Source organism: Leadbetterella sp. DM7, from assembly GCF_040829825.2.
Lineage (GTDB): Bacteria > Bacteroidota > Bacteroidia > Cytophagales > Spirosomataceae > Leadbetterella.
In genome coordinates this window covers 46,938-63,422 of sequence record NZ_JBFOLH020000010.1, presented here as the reverse complement: position 1 = coordinate 63,422, position 16,485 = coordinate 46,938, and the positions used below count along the sequence as shown (strand labels likewise).

At 53.9% G+C, this 16,485-nt stretch carries 3 protein-coding genes; all 3 read left to right on the top strand.

Going from position 1 to position 16,485, the window contains the following annotated elements; translation table 11 throughout:
• Positions 1 to 112 precede the first annotated feature (112 nt).
• Complete coding sequence (locus AB2U10_RS12325) at positions 113 to 14,806, top strand: T9SS type B sorting domain-containing protein (protein WP_493820546.1); 14,694 nt, start codon at positions 113 to 115, stop codon at positions 14,804 to 14,806.
• A 100-nt stretch (positions 14,807 to 14,906) separates the two neighbouring features.
• The gene (locus tag AB2U10_RS12320) at positions 14,907 to 15,950 is read left to right on the top strand and encodes a 2Fe-2S iron-sulfur cluster-binding protein (protein ID WP_367915292.1); all 1,044 of its coding nucleotides are present in this window, start codon (positions 14,907 to 14,909) and stop codon (positions 15,948 to 15,950) included.
• A 66-nt stretch (positions 15,951 to 16,016) separates the two neighbouring features.
• Positions 16,017 to 16,481 (top strand): DinB family protein, encoded by a 465-nt coding sequence (locus tag AB2U10_RS12315; protein ID WP_367915293.1) that lies wholly within the window; start codon positions 16,017 to 16,019, stop codon positions 16,479 to 16,481.
• Positions 16,482 to 16,485 lie beyond the last annotated feature (4 nt).

Here is a 16,485-nt window from a genome sequence, read left to right as displayed (position 1 = left end):
AATGATTTTTGTGCCGGGGCTTTCAGAGCCTCTGAACAGACCGTAACCGCGAAGCCCTATCCGGGCAGTGAATATATCTATCCAATTTTTGAAACACTTAACTGAGTTTTGGATGAAACCTACGTTTACCATCAGGAAAAATTTCCACTATCAAAGTATTCTCATACTGTTCCTGCTTCTGGCAAGTGCAGTAGCGGGGTTTTCCCGGGAGAGAGCTGACCTTAGCGTTAATCCTAATCTAAGGTCGAATTCGGTTAACCCTTCCTACCTCGAGAGGTACAAGGAGGGGCTAAGAACCCTATATTCCTTCAAAAATATTCTTGCCGGGTTCAGGGAGAATACCTCTGAAGAAGTAAAGAATAACACGGCCCACACCGTATACGCCAGGGCTATACCGGCGGATACCACGATCGGTGGCAAGTGCTATTCGGATATTTTCAGGTATTGTGCCGGCCAGGAGATTGAAATTGAGGTCGAAGCGGAGGGAGGATACCAAAACTATAAGTGGTTCAAAAATGACGTGGAGATTGCGGGAGCAACCGGTGCCGTATATACGATTACCGAACCCGGATCCTATTATTTTACGGCCGAAGACGCAGAGACCTGTGACGCCAAGCTGTGTTGTCCTTACCTGGTAACACAGGAGCAGGAATTTGACGCGGTGGTCACCAAAACCGATGCCGTGTGTGCTACCGGTACTACCGGCTCTATTACCGTAACCCCAACCGTGGGTGAAATAAGCGATTATACCTACAGTCTGAACGGAGGACCTTCGCAGGCCTCTAACCTGTTTACTAACCTGGCCGGGGGATCTTATACGGTAACCGTTAAAAATGCAGCCGGTTGTTCTGTAGAGAAAACCGTTGAGCTGGTTCAGCCGGGCGGTATCACGGCTTCTGCTGAAACCGCATGTGTTAATGATTCAACTACGGCCACTATAGTGGTTTCTGGAGGGGTAAAACCCTATATGTATAGTTTAGACGGCGGAGCTTTCGGAAGCGACTCCGTTTTTGCTGCTTTAACTGAAGGCCAGCATGAAGTGCTGGTGAAAGATGCCAACAACTGTACCTATAAGGTCACTGTGGATGCCTATTGTGAATGTACTCCGGAAATCTTTGAATATTGCCCGGGTGATACCATTCAGATCCTGGCAGAAGCGCTTCCCGGACAAGGGAATTATCAATGGTATAAAAACGGGGAAGCCATTGCAGGCGCTACCGACAGTGTGTATACCATTACGGCTGCTGGCACCTACCATTATACATCGGGTGGCGACGACACCTGTGAAGGGGAGCTTTGCTGTCCTATTATAGTAAGAGAAAAAGAGGCGCCTTCCGTTAACCTTACGGGCGGCGAGCTGAGCTGTACTATTACCAGTATTCAGCTGGCCACCGGTTCAGACCCGGCCAATACTTTCAGCTGGAGCGGACCAAACGGTTTTACGGGCAATACCCCGTCAGTAACCGTGGCCGAGCCCGGAACCTATATCGTGACCGTAACGGGTGCCAGCGGATGTTCCGTATCGGATACCGCGATAGTTACCCGTGACAGCGACGTACCTACCGTTGCCGTGAACGGCGGCGAGCTGACCTGTGATGTAACCAGCCTGGAGCTGACGGCTACCGGCAGCGCAGGAGTGACCTACAGCTGGTCAGGTCCCGGCAGCTTTACCGCTACCACTCCAACCGTTACGGCTACTGCCGCCGGGGAGTACGTAGTAACGGTGACTTCCGTAAACGGATGTATCGCGAAAGATACCGCTACCGTTACGCAAAACAGTGAATTACCAACGGTTGCTGTAAGCGGCGGCGAGCTGACCTGTGATGTAACCAGCCTGGAGCTGACGGCTACCGGCAGCGCGGGGGTGACCTACAGCTGGTCAGGCCCGGGTGGCTTTACGGCTACCACACCGGCCATCACGGCTACGGCTGCGGGTGACTACGTGGTAACGGTAACCTCAGTAAACGGATGTATCGCGAAAGATACCGCTACCGTTATACAAAACAATCAATTACCTACCGTTGCCGTAAGCGGCGGCGAGCTGACCTGTAAAGTAACCAGCCTGGAGCTGACGGCTACCGGCAGCGCAGGGGTGACCTACAGCTGGTCAGGCCCCGGCGGCTTTACGGCTACCACGCCGGCCATCACGGCTACGGCTGCGGGTGACTATATCGTAACGGTAACTTCCGCAAACGGATGTATCGCGAAAGATACGGCTACCGTTACGCAAAACAGTGAATTGCCTGTGGTTGCCGTAAACAACGGCGAGCTGAACTGTAAAGTAAGCAGTGTGGAGCTAACCGCTACCGCCGGCGCAGGGGTGACCTACAGCTGGTCAGGCCCCGGCGGCTTTACGGCCACCACGCCGGCCATCACGGCTACGACTGCGGGCAACTATATCGTAACGGTGACTTCCGCAAACGGATGTATCGCGAAAGATACCGCTACCGTTACGCAGAACAATGAATTACCAACGGTTGCGGTAAGCGGCGGCGAGCTGACCTGTAAAGTAACCAGCCTGGAGCTGACGGCTACCGGCAGCGCAGGGGTGACCTACAGCTGGTCAGGCCCCGACGGCTTTACGGCAAATACACCCAATATTTCAGCTACTGTTGCGGGCAACTATATCGTAACGGTGACTTCCGCAAACGGATGTACCGCAAAAGATACCGCTAAAGTTACGATGGCAGGTGCCCCTACGCTGGCAGTTACGCCTTCATGCGTAGATAATAAAGGTACTGTAACCCTCCTGGCTTCAGGAGGTAAGGCCCCTTACCAGTATAGCAAAGACGGCGTGACCTTCCAGGCAGAGGCGTTGTTTACCGGCCTGGCCAACGGCAATTACGTATTTACGGTAAAAGATGCCAACGACTGTATTTTCACGGCTACTGCGGCAGTGAAATGTGAAGTGGAATGTGTGCCGCAGATCTATACATTCTGCGACAAGGAAGCCATCGATGTGACCATTGAAGCAGAAGAAGGCCTGACAAATTACCAGTGGTACAGAAACGGGGAAGCGATAGCAGGAGCTATCAACCGGATATACACCGCTACCGAACCGGGAAGATACCATTATACAGCCGGAACCGGCGACCAGTGCGACGGCATCCTGTGCTGCCCGATTGAAATTACCCGTTATCCCGGATTTGTGGCTACGGCTGTAGCGGGAGTCCTGGATTGTAAGAAAGGGCCTTTGGTGCCGGTAACCATAAGCGTTACCGGGGGCACTGCGCCGTTTGCTTACAGCATGGATGGAATTACCTATATCTCTGCTGCGGTATTCCAGGTAGGTTCAGGAACACACAAATTCTATGTTAAAGATGGGAACGGATGTGTTAATGAGACCAACGCTGTAGTAGTTCCTGAAATAGTATTGCCTAAAGCACCGATCGTGACCGTGAACAAAACCATGGTTTGTGGTAATGAGCTGGCTACTTTAACGGCAGCTTGTGCAGTAGGGGAGACTATCCAGTGGAATAACGGCATGATAGGGATTACTATCCAGGTAGGAGTCGGAACATATACCGCCATTTGCAGCGATAAATGCGGAGAATCTCCTGCATCTGCACCGGTAACGATCACCAACAAACCTGTACCGGATGCTCCTATTGTGGGCACCGACAAAACCTTTCTTTGCGGTACAGAGCTGGCAACACTGAGCGGCAACTGTGCTGTAGGCCAGGTGATCGAGTGGAATAACGGCAAAACCGGTATCACGATCCAGGTTGGTATTGGAGTGTATACCGCAGTTTGTAAAGATGAGTGTGGAAAATCTGTGGATTCAAGACAAATAACCATTACCAAAGACAAAGTGCCTGGTCCGCCGGAGGTAACCACCAACAAGTCGTCGGTTTGTGGAGATGAAAAAGCTACCCTGGGCGCAGAATGTGCGGTAGGAAGCTACGTGGTGTGGAATACCCATGAAGTAGGCAACATGATCCAGGTGGGTGCAGGAATTTATACCGCAGTTTGTAAAAATGATTGTGGTGAATCGGAGAGCTCAGGACATATAACCATTAATAAAGGAGAGAATCCCGCTCCGCCTATACTCAAACCATCCAAGGTGTTTGTATGCGGGGATGAGAAAGCTTCTATCACGGCCACCTGCCCGATCGGAACAACCGTTTTGTGGAGCAACAAACAGGGTGGAGAAACTATATACGTAGGTGAAGGGGTTTACCGTGCAGTATGTGTGAACAGCTGTGGCCAATCTGAAGAATCGATCCCGGTAATTATCAGTAAGGACAAAGCTCCTGACGCACCGCTGGTAACGACCGATAAAACTACGGTTTGTGGTAACGAGAAGGCGAAGCTTTATGCCCATTGTGAATCAGGTATCGTGGATTGGGGCAACGGTTCTTTTGGGAATGAAATCGAAGTGGGCGAGGGTACTTACTCGGCTAAATGCTCTAACAGTTGCGGCGTGTCGGTATCTTCTATGCCAATCACGATCTCCAGGGGTGGAGCACCGGATAAGCCGACCATTTTCGCTGAAAAAACCAATGTGTGCGGTGACGAGCTGGTGAAGCTTGTAGCTTACTGTGCTTCAGGTACCATAACATGGAACGGCGTAACCGGGTATAATTCTACGGTTTATGTAGGTCAGGGTATTTATTCAGCTACATGTACCAATGCCTGTGGAACCTCAGCGGCTTCTGAAAAGGTAGTTATTACCAAGGGAGGAGTACCGGCCAAACCTATTGTCAGTGCAGATGTAACCAGTGTGTGTGGTGAAGAGAAAGCCACATTGACCGGTAGCTGTCCTACAGGCGGAGTACTGACCTGGAATGACGGCAGCACCGGCAGCCCGATCCAGGTGGGTGTTGGCTTCTATATTGCTACCTGTGTGAGTGCCTGCGGTACTTCTGCAGCAGCAGACAGGATTGCCATAGAACCGGGTGTAAAACCGACCCGGCCAACCATCGTTACCAATAAAACTACCCTTTGCGAAGGGGAAGTGGCTACATTGAGCGGCTCATGCTTATTTGGTGAGCTGAAATGGAGTAACGGCCTTACCGGTACTTCAATACAGGTGAGTGTAGCGGGGTCGTATACTGCCGTTTGTGTTAACAGCTGCGGTACTTCAGATGCCTCCAGCACAATACTCATCAACAAAGGGCCGGTACCGACACAACCGGTTATACAGACCAATAAACTTACAGTTTGTGGTACAGATAAAGCTATGCTGACCGGTTCCTGCCCTACAGGCGGAACCCTGAAATGGAACAACGGCAGCACGGGCAGCCCGATCCTGGTGGGAGTAGGAACCTATACGGCTACCTGTGTGAACAGCTGCGGCGTGTCAATAGAGTCAGCACCGGTAACCATTGGTAACGGCGCTACGCCTTCAGCACCGGTCATTACACCAGTTCAGGCCTATGTATGTGATAACGATAAAACTACGCTTACAGCGACCTGTGCCAGCGGAACAGTCAGATGGAATACGAATGCAACTACGGCTTCGATCAGCGTAGGTGCCGGAAGCTATTCTGCCGTTTGTGTAAGCGACTGCGGAGCTTCGGCCTCTTCTGTATCCGTAACGGTTGAGCAGAAACATAAGCCGGTACCGCCGATAATTGTGGTGGCAGATAACAGCATCTGTGATAATACTACTACTACCCTGACGGCTACATGTCCTGAAGGAAGTACCGTAGTGTGGGACAACGGCTCAACCGGGAATAAACGGATAGCCGGACCGGGGAAATATACGGCTACCTGTGTCAACGAATGCGGAAGCTCGCAGACACCGATTCCGGTAGAAATTTATGGATTGCCGGCGCCGAAAGCACCTGTTCTGACCGCAAGCAAGACCGTACTTTGCGGTACAGAGATGGCTACTCTTACAGCGACCTGTACCAGCGGAACTGTACAGTGGAACGACAATACCACGGCTAACCCGAGACAAGTGGGAGCCGGAACATACACCGCAACCTGTGTAAGCAGCTGCGGAACTTCAGTAGCTTCAACACCGGTAACGATCACTACCCAGCCAGCACCGACTGCGCCACAGATCACCGCCAACAAGCTGAGCGTATGTGGTGATGAGAAAGCGACTCTGACCGGTAGCTGTCCTACAGGCGGAGTGCTGACCTGGAATAACAGCAGCACGGGCAGTCCTATCCTGGTAGGAGCCGGAACGTATACCGCAACCTGTGTAAGCAGCTGTGGAACCTCACCGGCTTCAACACCGGTGGTGATCGGCAGCGGAAGCACACCAACAGCACCGTCAATAGTGGCAAGCAAGACCACACTTTGCGGTACAGAGATGGCTACCCTTACAGCGACCTGCACCAGCGGAACTGTACAGTGGAACGACAATACCACGGCTAACCCGAGACAAGTGGGCGCCGGAACATACACCGCAACCTGTGTAAGCAGCTGCGGAACTTCAGTAGCTTCAACACCGGTAGTGATCACTACCCAGCCTGCACCGACTGCACCACAGATCACAGCCAACAAGCTGAGCGTATGTGGTGATGAGAAAGCCACCCTGACCGGTAGCTGTCCTACAGGCGGAGTGCTGACCTGGAATGACGGCAGCACGGGCAGTCCTATCCTGGTAGGTGCCGGTACTTACACAGCAACGTGTGTAAGCAGCTGTGGAACTTCAGTAGCTTCTACACCGGTGGTGATTACCACCCAGCCTGCACCAACAGCACCGTCAATAGTGGCAAGCAAGACCACACTTTGCGGTACAGAGATGGCTACCCTTACAGCGACCTGCACCAGCGGAACTGTACAGTGGAACGACAATACCACGGCTAACCCGAGACAAGTGGGCGCCGGAACGTATACAGCAACGTGTGTAAGCAGCTGCGGAACTTCAGTAGCTTCTACACCGGTAGTGATCACTACCCAGCCTGCACCGACTGCACCACAAATCACCGCCAACAAGCTGAGCGTATGTGGTGATGAGAAAGCGACCCTGACCGGTAGCTGTCCTACAGGCGGAGTGCTGACCTGGAATAACAGCAGCACGGGCAGCCCGATCCTGGTAGGCCCTGGCACGTATACCGCAACCTGTGTAAGCAGTTGTGGAACTTCACCGGCTTCAATACCAGTGGTGATCACCAGCCAGCCAGCGCCGACAGCACCGTCAATAGTGGCAAGCAAGACCACACTTTGCGGTACAGAGATGGCTACCCTTACAGCGACCTGCACCAGCGGAACTGTACAGTGGAACGACAATACCACGGCTAACCCAAGACAAGTAGGCGCCGGAACGTATACAGCAACGTGTGTAAGCAGTTGCGGAACTTCAGTAGCTTCAACACCGGTAACGATCACTACCCAGCCTGCACCGACTGCGCCACAGATCACCGCCAACAAGCTGAGCGTATGTGGTGATGAGAAAGCGACCCTGACCGGTAGCTGTCCTACAGGCGGAGTGCTGACCTGGAATGACGGCAGCACGGGCAGTCCTATCCTGGTAGGTGCTGGTACTTACACAGCAACGTGTGTAAGCAGCTGTGGAACTTCAGTAGCTTCAACACCGGTGGTGATTACCACCCAGCCTGCACCAACAGCACCGTCAATAGTGGCAAGCAAGACCACACTTTGCGGTACAGAGATGGCTACCCTTACAGCGACCTGCACCAGCGGAACTGTACAGTGGAACGACAATACCACGGCTAACCCGAGACAAGTGGGCGCCGGAACGTATACAGCAACGTGTGTAAGCAGCTGCGGAACTTCAGTAGCTTCTACACCGGTAGTGATCACTACCCAGCCTGCACCGACTGCACCACAGATCACCGCCAACAAGCTGAGCGTATGTGGTGATGAGAAAGCGACCCTGACCGGTAGCTGTCCTACAGGCGGAGTGCTGACCTGGAATAACAGCAGCACGGGCAGCCCGATCCTGGTAGGCCCTGGCACGTATACCGCAACGTGTGTAAGCAGTTGTGGAACTTCACCGGCTTCAACACCAGTGGTGATCACCAGCCAGCCAGCGCCAACAGCACCACAGATCGCGGCGAACAAAACGAGCGTGTGTGGTGACGAGAAAGCTACTCTTACGGCTACCTGCACCAGCGGAACTGTACAGTGGAACGACAATACCACGGCTAACCCGAGACAAGTGGGCGCCGGAACGTATACAGCAACGTGTGTAAGCAGCTGCGGAACTTCAGTAGCTTCAACACCGGTAACGATCACTACCCAGCCTGCACCGACAGCACCACAGATCACCGCCAACAAGCTGAGCGTGTGTGGTGATGAGAAAGCGACCCTGACCGGTAGCTGTCCTACAGGCGGAGTGCTGACCTGGAATAACAGCAGCACGGGCAGCCCGATCCTGGTAGGCCCTGGTACGTACACCGCAACGTGTGTAAGCAGCTGTGGAACCTCACCGGCTTCAACACCGGTGGTGATCACCAGCCAGCCAGCGCCGACAGCACCGCAGATTACAGCAAACAAAACAAGCGTATGCGGTGACGAGAAAGCCACTCTTACGGCTACCTGCGCCAGCGGTACTGTACAATGGAACGATAATAATACCACGGCTAACCCGAGACAAGTAGGCGCCGGCACGTATACAGCAACGTGTGTGACTTCGTGCGGAGCTTCACCGGCCTCAACACCGGTAGTGATCGGCACGGGCAGCACACCGGCAGCACCGGTCGTAGCAGCAGAAAAGACCACTGTTTGTGAGGGTGAGACTACCCTGCTTACTGCAGCTTGCGCTACCGGCACCGTACAGTGGAACGACAATACCACGGCTAACCCAAGACAAGTGGGCGCCGGAACCTATACGGCCGTCTGCGTGACTTCGTGCGGTAACTCACCGGCTTCAACACCGGTAGTAATTACCAAAGGAAGCAAGCCGGCTGCTCCAACCGTAACCACCAGTGTGACTACGGTGTGTGATAATGAAACGGCTACCCTGACCGCTACCTGCGCTACAGGAACCGTATTGTGGAACGACAATGTAACGGCTAACCCGAGACAAGCGGGAGCCGGTACCTATACCGCAGTTTGTGTAAATGCCTGCGGTGGTTCGGCTAACTCCAATACAGTGGTGATCAACCGCGGACCGGTACCTTCGAAACCTACTGTACAAACCAACCGGAATACGGTATGTGGTACAGAGAAAGCTACCCTGACCGCCACCTGTGCTACCGGCGGAACCCTGACCTGGAACACCGGTCAGACCGGTAGCCCGGTACTGGTAGGAGTAGGCACTTATACAGCTACCTGTGTGAATGCCTGTGGTTCATCAGAAGCATCTGCACCAATCGTAATTGGTGACGGAAGCAAGCCGGATGCACCTGTGCTTACTACCAGCAAGTCGGTTCTCTGCGGCAGTGAAACCGCTACCTTAACCGCTACAGGTTGTGCGGGCGGAACGATCCACTGGTCGAACGGCGGAACCGGTACCACGCAGGTGGTAACTGCCGGAACGTATACGGCTACCTGTGTGACCGTGTGTGGTACATCAGCGGTTTCAGCTGCGGTGACCATTACACAGGAGAGCGCACCGGCTAACTTTACCATAGCAACCAGCACGGCTAAAGTGTGTGGCACAGAAAAAGCTACCCTGACCGCCACCGGTTGTGAAGGTGGAACCGTAACCTGGTCAACCGGTGCTAAAGGAAACAGCCTACAGGCAGGTGCCGGAACATACACCGCTACCTGTACTACCAGCTGCGGAGGCACCGTATCAGCAGGACCGCTGGTTATCGGCCAGGAAAATGCACCGGTAGCGCCATCGGTTACTACCAATAAAGGAGCCGTTTGTGGTGATGAAAAAGCTACACTGACCGCCACCGGCTGTACAGGAACCCTGACCTGGTACAAACCGGGAACAACCGCACCGGTTACGATCGGGAACGGTGCAACGGTGCAGGTGGGAGCAGGTACGTATACCGCTACCTGTACAACCAGCTGCGGAACCTCTCCGGCCTCTAACCCGGTAACCATCGGAACCTCTGTGAAACCGGCGGCTCCATCGGTAAGTGCCGACAAGGCTACCGTATGTGAAAGCGAGAAAGCTACGCTGACCGCCAGCGGCTGTGCCGGAACCGTGACCTGGTCGAACAGTGCCACCGGCACCAGCATCCAGGCAGGCGCGGGTACCTATACCGCCACGTGTACTACAGAATGCGGAACGTCATCGTCTTCGCTGCCTGTAACCATCGGAACTTCTGTGAAACCGGCAGCTCCGTCTGTAAGTGCAGACAAGCTAACGGTATGTGATAATGAGAAAGCCACGCTGACCGCCAGCGGCTGTGCCGGAACCGTGACCTGGTCGAACAGCGCCACCGGTACCAGCATCCAGGCAGGAGCAGGTACGTATACCGCCACCTGTACCACCAGCTGCGGAACATCAGTGGCTTCGGCTCCGGTAACTATCGGAACCTCGGCTAAGCCGGCGGCTCCGTCGGTAAGTGCCGACAAGGCTACTGTATGTGAGAACGAAAAAGCTACGTTGACCGCTACCGGCTGTGCCGGAACGATTACCTGGTCAACCGGCCAGACCGTGAGCGTGATCCAGGTAGGCGCAGGTACCTATACCGCTACCTGTACCACCGGCTGCGGAACATCTGCAGCATCGGTACCGGTAACTATCGGAACGTCGGATAAACCGGCAGCTCCGTCGGTAAATGCCGACAAGGCTACCGTATGTGAAGGTGAGAAAGCCACCCTGACGGCTACCGGCTGTGCCGGAACGGTTACCTGGTCAACCGGCCAGACCGTGAGCGTGATCCAGGCAGGCGCAGGTACGTATACCGCTACCTGTACCACCAGCTGCGGAACGTCAGCAGCCTCGGCACCGGTAACCGTAGGAACATCGGATAAACCGGCAGCTCCGTCTGTGAGTGCAGACAAGGCTACCGTATGTGAAAGTGAGAGAGCTACCCTGACGGCTACCGGCTGTACCGGAACCGTAACCTGGTCAAACAGTGCCACCGGCACCAGCATCCAGGCAGGAGCAGGCACCTATACGGCTACCTGTACCACCAGCTGCGGAACATCAGCAGCCTCGGCACCGGTAACCGTAGGAACATCGGATAAACCGGCAGCTCCGTCTGTGAGTGCAGACAAGGCTACCGTATGTGAAAGCGAGAGAGCTACCCTGACGGCTACCGGCTGTGCCGGAACCGTAACCTGGTCAAACAGTGCCACCGGCACCAGCATCCAGGCAGGAGCAGGCACCTATACGGCTACCTGTACCACCAGCTGCGGAACATCAGCAGCCTCGGCACCGGTAAGCATCGGAACGTCAGATAAGCCGGCTGCTCCATCGGTAAGCACAGATAAGTCTACCGTATGTGAGAGCGAAGTGGCTACCCTGACGGCCAGCGGCTGTGCGGGAACCGTGACCTGGTCAAACAGTGCCACCGGCACCAGCATCCAGGTAGGAGCGGGTACCTATACCGCTACCTGTACAACAGGCTGTGGTACATCAGAGATTTCTTCTCCGGTAACCATCGGTACCTCGGAAAGACCGGCTAAACCGGTAATTACCGCCAGCGGTTCTTCCGTATGCGGTACAGAGCAAGTTACCCTTACCGCCAGCGGCTGTTCAGGAACCGTGACCTGGTCTAACGGTGCCACCGGCACCAGCATCCAGGCAGGAGCAGGTACCTATACCGCTACCTGTACCACCGGCTGCGGAACGTCAGATGCCGCTACCATCACCATCTCTGAAGGTGGCTCACCGGAACCTCCGGTAGTAACGGCCGATAAAGGCTCGATATGCGGAAGCGAGAAAGCTACCCTGACCGCTACCGGCTGTGTGGGTGGAGTGATTCGCTGGTCAACCGGGGAAACCGGCTTCCAGATCCAGGTAGGTACAGGCGTATATACCGCCACCTGTGTGGATGCCTGTGGTAATGAGTCGATCGCATGTATCGCCGTAGAGGTAGATAACAATGCCACTGCTCCGGAAGCGCCGGTAATCTCTGCCAGCACTGATGGCGTATGTGGACAGGAGCTGGCCACCTTAACCGCTAACGGTTGTACAGGCGGAACGGTGATCTGGTCGAACGGAAGTGAAGGCCATAGTATCCAGGTAAGTGCAGGCAGCTATACAGCCACCTGTAAGACCGACTGTGGAGAATCAGCCGTATCGAACAGTGTGACCATCCAGGCGAAAGGCGGAACATTGAGCATCTCAAGTGATAAGACCGCGTATTGTGTAGGTGAAACCGTAACCCTGACGGCCAGCGGATGTGCCAACGGAACAGTAAGATGGTCTAACGGCGCCACCGGTAACAGCATCACTGTACAGGCAACGGCTACCACCAGCATGACCGCCGTATGTTCTGAAGGCGGGGCAGGCAGCTCGTGTGACTTTGCCGTGGGTAACGTGGAATTCAACTACGAGGCACAGCAGAATCCGAACGGTATGAATACCCGGTTCCTGCTTACCAATAATGCGTATGAAATATTGCAGGTGAAAACTACACCTAAGTTTGAAAATGTACAGGAAGGAACCTACAAGGTGATCACCCTGGTATACATTGGAGACATTCAGGGACTGGTTTCAGGAGCGAACTACAGTGACCTCAATAAAGGAGCCTGCTACAGCGATGAAGAAACAGACATCTCCGTATGTACACCGGCTACTCCGGGCAATGATTGTGAGGCGGTAGGTTCGATCACCGTTCGTGTGAAACCGGCAGGAGAATGCAACGGAAACGGTACAGGATCTTGTGAAACCGCACCTGTTGTGATGTCTTCTGTAGGTTCAGCGACCTGCCTGGGCACTTCAGTAACGCTGACCGCTATGAACTGTAGCGCTCAGGTGGTATGGAATACCGGGGCTACCGGAGCATCGATCAACTTTGTTCCTACAGAAACCGGCGCCTACAAATTCTCTGCGAAATGTGTAAACAACGCAGCAGGATGTGAAAGCGAGAGTTCGGAAGTAGTGACCGTGAATGTGGTGGATGCCCTGCCTAAGCCTACGGCTATTGAGACACTGAATAACATCTGTCCTCTGGCCTACGTGGATCTGAGAAATGCCATTCTCGGGGCACCGACAACAGGCGGAACGTTCGAATTCCGTTACGGAAACTCGCCGTCTGCCGCCCTGGTGACTTCTGCCCAGGTGACCACCGGTGTGTACTACCTGTTTGAAAGAAATACTGCGGGATGCTACAGCGAGGGAACTCCGGTGAATGTAGTGATCTCAGACGACTGTCAGAACCCGGTTTACCCGACATCTGTTGATGTAGCCGTTCAGAAGACAGGCGATAAGGAAACTGCCGAAGTGAGCGAGGAAGTGACCTATACCGTAACCGTATCCAATGCCGGTACAACCGGGGCCTCCGATATCCGGGTGAGAGACATCATCCCGTTAGGCCTGGAGATTACGCAGGTGGGTGATCATGCCTTCCTGGAAAACGGTGAGGTGGTGATCAGTCTTGATACCCTGGCACCGGGAGCTTCTGTAGACGTTAACTATACCGGAACAGTTACCCGGACCGGCAGAATAGCCAACAAGGCTCAGCTGGAATCGGTAGCTCAGAACGACACGAACCAGGCCAACGACTCCTCTACATGGGTGATCAACAATGTGGCCCGGGTAGATTCGCTGATCGGACTGGCCAAAGCTGTCGGAACAATTACCCGGACCGAAGGCAATGCCTATAAGGTACCGTTCGTGTTCACCCTGACCAACATGGGTCTGAAAGATCTGGATCACATCAGGCTGACCGATACGCTTTCACTGACCTTCGGAAGCGCTGCCGTGATTGACTCGATCTACCTGGAGGCCGACAACGGACTGACCGTGAATCCGGAGTACACCGGTAAAGGGGAAAGCACCGACCTGCTGATTGCCGATCAGAGTGCCATAGCTGCGGGTGCCACACTCAATGTTCGCATGGATGTATATGTGAACATGGGCAACAATGCTTCGGTAAGCTTCGCTAACTCGGCCACCACGTATGCCGGTACCAACGGAGAGCTTTCAGACCGGTCAACAGACGGTGTGAATCCGGATCCGGATAACGACGGTGATCCGACCAACAACAGTACGCCGACCGAGTTTACGATAGGCGGAGACGGCACACCGGGTTACGGTATCGGAGCGGCCCTGGCCATTGTTGACTCTGCGTTTGTGAACGACGGCAAGGCCTACGAAGTGAAATACCTGGTACAAATCAGGAACTACGGCGCAGATACTGTGAGAAATGTATTTATGACCGATACCCTGATGAATGCATTTGCCAATGCCCCTGAGTTCAACGTGACCGGTACACCGGTGATCACCTCGCAGGGAAGTACCCTGGTGGTTAACCCGGACTTCAACGGTAAGGATGACGTGAGGCTGCTGTTGCCGGATACCAGCGCGGTGCTGGCACCGGGTCAGACAGATACCCTGGAATTCAAGGTGACCGTGGTATTCGGAGACAACTTCGGACCTTACAGTACAAACGTGATTGCCTTCGCTGAAGACAGCAGCAACGTACTGACCGATACGTCTAACGCCGGTCTCGAGATCATCAAGCACCTGAGTACGCCAACCGTATTCAACATCGCTGACGACGACGATCCGAGAAGCATGGTAAGTGTTCCGGAAGGATTCTCGCCTAACGGTGACGGAGTGAACGATAACTGGAAGATCACGCTGAAAGGCAACGCACAGATCGAGAAACTCATTATTGTGAACCGGTACGGTGCTACACTGTATGAAGAAGACGGTGAAACCGTTACCACTTCAGGCTGGGATGGTAAGGCAAATAAAGGGGTGATTCCGGGAACCGGAACCGTACCTACAGGCACTTACTATTACAAGCTGAAGCTGGTAGGCAAGGATAAATACATCATCGATTACATTACAGTAGAAAGATAACCGTAAGGAGGGGGGCAACCCCCTCCTTTTTTATTTTAAGTCCGCAAAACATGCCGTTCGCGATTCACTCTTCATAAAACCTTGCGTAACTTTGTACCCTATGAAAACCTACTTTCTTCAGGTACAGAAAATTGTGCGGGAAACAGAAGATACCGTCTCCATTCACTTCTGGCATCCTATCAGTGAACAGATCAAATACAAGGCCGGGCAGTTCCTGACCGTGCTGATTCCGGGCAGTGACGGGAAGAAAGTGAGACGAAGCTATTCCATGTCGAGCTCGCCGGCTACCGACTCCTCGGTAGCCATCACGGTGAAGCGCGTGGAGGGCGGACTGGCCTCTAACTATCTCAACGACCGTTTACGGGAAGGAGACTTCCTGGAGGTGATTGAACCCATGGGCCGTTTTGTGTATGAGCCGGAAGAGCCGCATCACGGCAGCCTGGTGCTCATAGGCGCCGGGAGCGGCATAACGCCCCTGTTTTCTATCCTGAAAACCGTTCTGAAAACGACTGACCGGAAGATTCTCCTGATTTACGGAAACCGCGACGAAGAGAACATCATCTTCAAAGAGAGGCTGCAGCAGCTGGAATCGGAATATGCCAGGCGTTTCACCGTGGTGTATATCCTGAGCCGGCCTTCAGGGGTATGGGTAGGCCACCGCGGCCGGATACACCAGGCCAACGGTGTCTGGTTTATGAAGGAAAACCGGGTGGATTTTAAGAATGACTATTTCTATATGTGTGGCCCGGAAGAAATGATGGACCAGATGCAAAAAATTTACAAGTTGTTTGAAGTTCCGGCAGAGCATATCTTTTACGAGCGTTTCAATGCTCCTGCCCAGGAGGAGGAGGAGCACCTGCCTGACCTGAAAAAGCAAACCGTTACGGTACACTACGACGGGGAAACCCACGTTTTTGAGGTAGAGCCGCACCAGACCATCCTGGAAGCCGCCCTCGAGCTGGATATTGACCTGCCGTATTCATGCCAGGCCGGGATGTGCACCGCCTGCCTGGGGAAATGCCTGGAAGGCACCGTGAAAATGGATGAGGACGAGGGGCTTACGGAAAAGGAAATTGCAGAGGGGTACGTGCTGACCTGCGTATCGCGGCCCATGTCAGAAGGAGTAGTGATTGAAATTGACTGAGCCTGCTGACACACTGCTGTCAATGCACCGGGGTAGATTTGCAGCATCATCAAAACAAATACTACCATGAGCGAAGTTATTTCATCCGGCAGCCTGCTGGAAATATGGCAGGGGAACCGCCGGCTTACCCGCAGGGTGATCGAGGCCTTTCCCGAAAAAGAATTATTTGAATTTTCTATAGGCGGCATGCGCCCGTTTTCCGAGCTGGCCAAAGAGCTGCTGGCTATTGCCGTTCCCGGCCTTACGGAAATAGCCGGCGGAGACACCGGCTCTCTTAGTGAAGATCTCCAGGTTCATTCCAAAGCTGAGCTGCTGCAGCTGTGGGACGAGGCCACGGAGGGTATCAACGGCTTTTGGCCCCGGATCAGCCCGGAGCGTTTTGGAGAGACCATCCGCCTTTTCGGCCAGTATGAAAATACGGTGACCGACTCTATCTTCTATTTCATTGAAAATGAAATTCACCACCGCGGGCAGGGGTATGTATACCTCCGGGCGTTGGGTATTCAGCCGCCGTTCTTCTGGGAGAGGTAAGCCA

Bases quoted from the DNA above. Each gene is read 5' to 3' on its own strand.
- AB2U10_RS12325 (WP_493820546.1), top strand. From the start codon at position 113: ATGAAACCTACGTTTACCATCAGGAAAAATTTCCACTATCAAAGTATT.
- AB2U10_RS12320 (WP_367915292.1), top strand. From the start codon at position 14,907: ATGAAAACCTACTTTCTTCAGGTACAGAAAATTGTGCGGGAAACAGAA.
- AB2U10_RS12315 (WP_367915293.1), top strand. From the start codon at position 16,017: ATGAGCGAAGTTATTTCATCCGGCAGCCTGCTGGAAATATGGCAGGGG.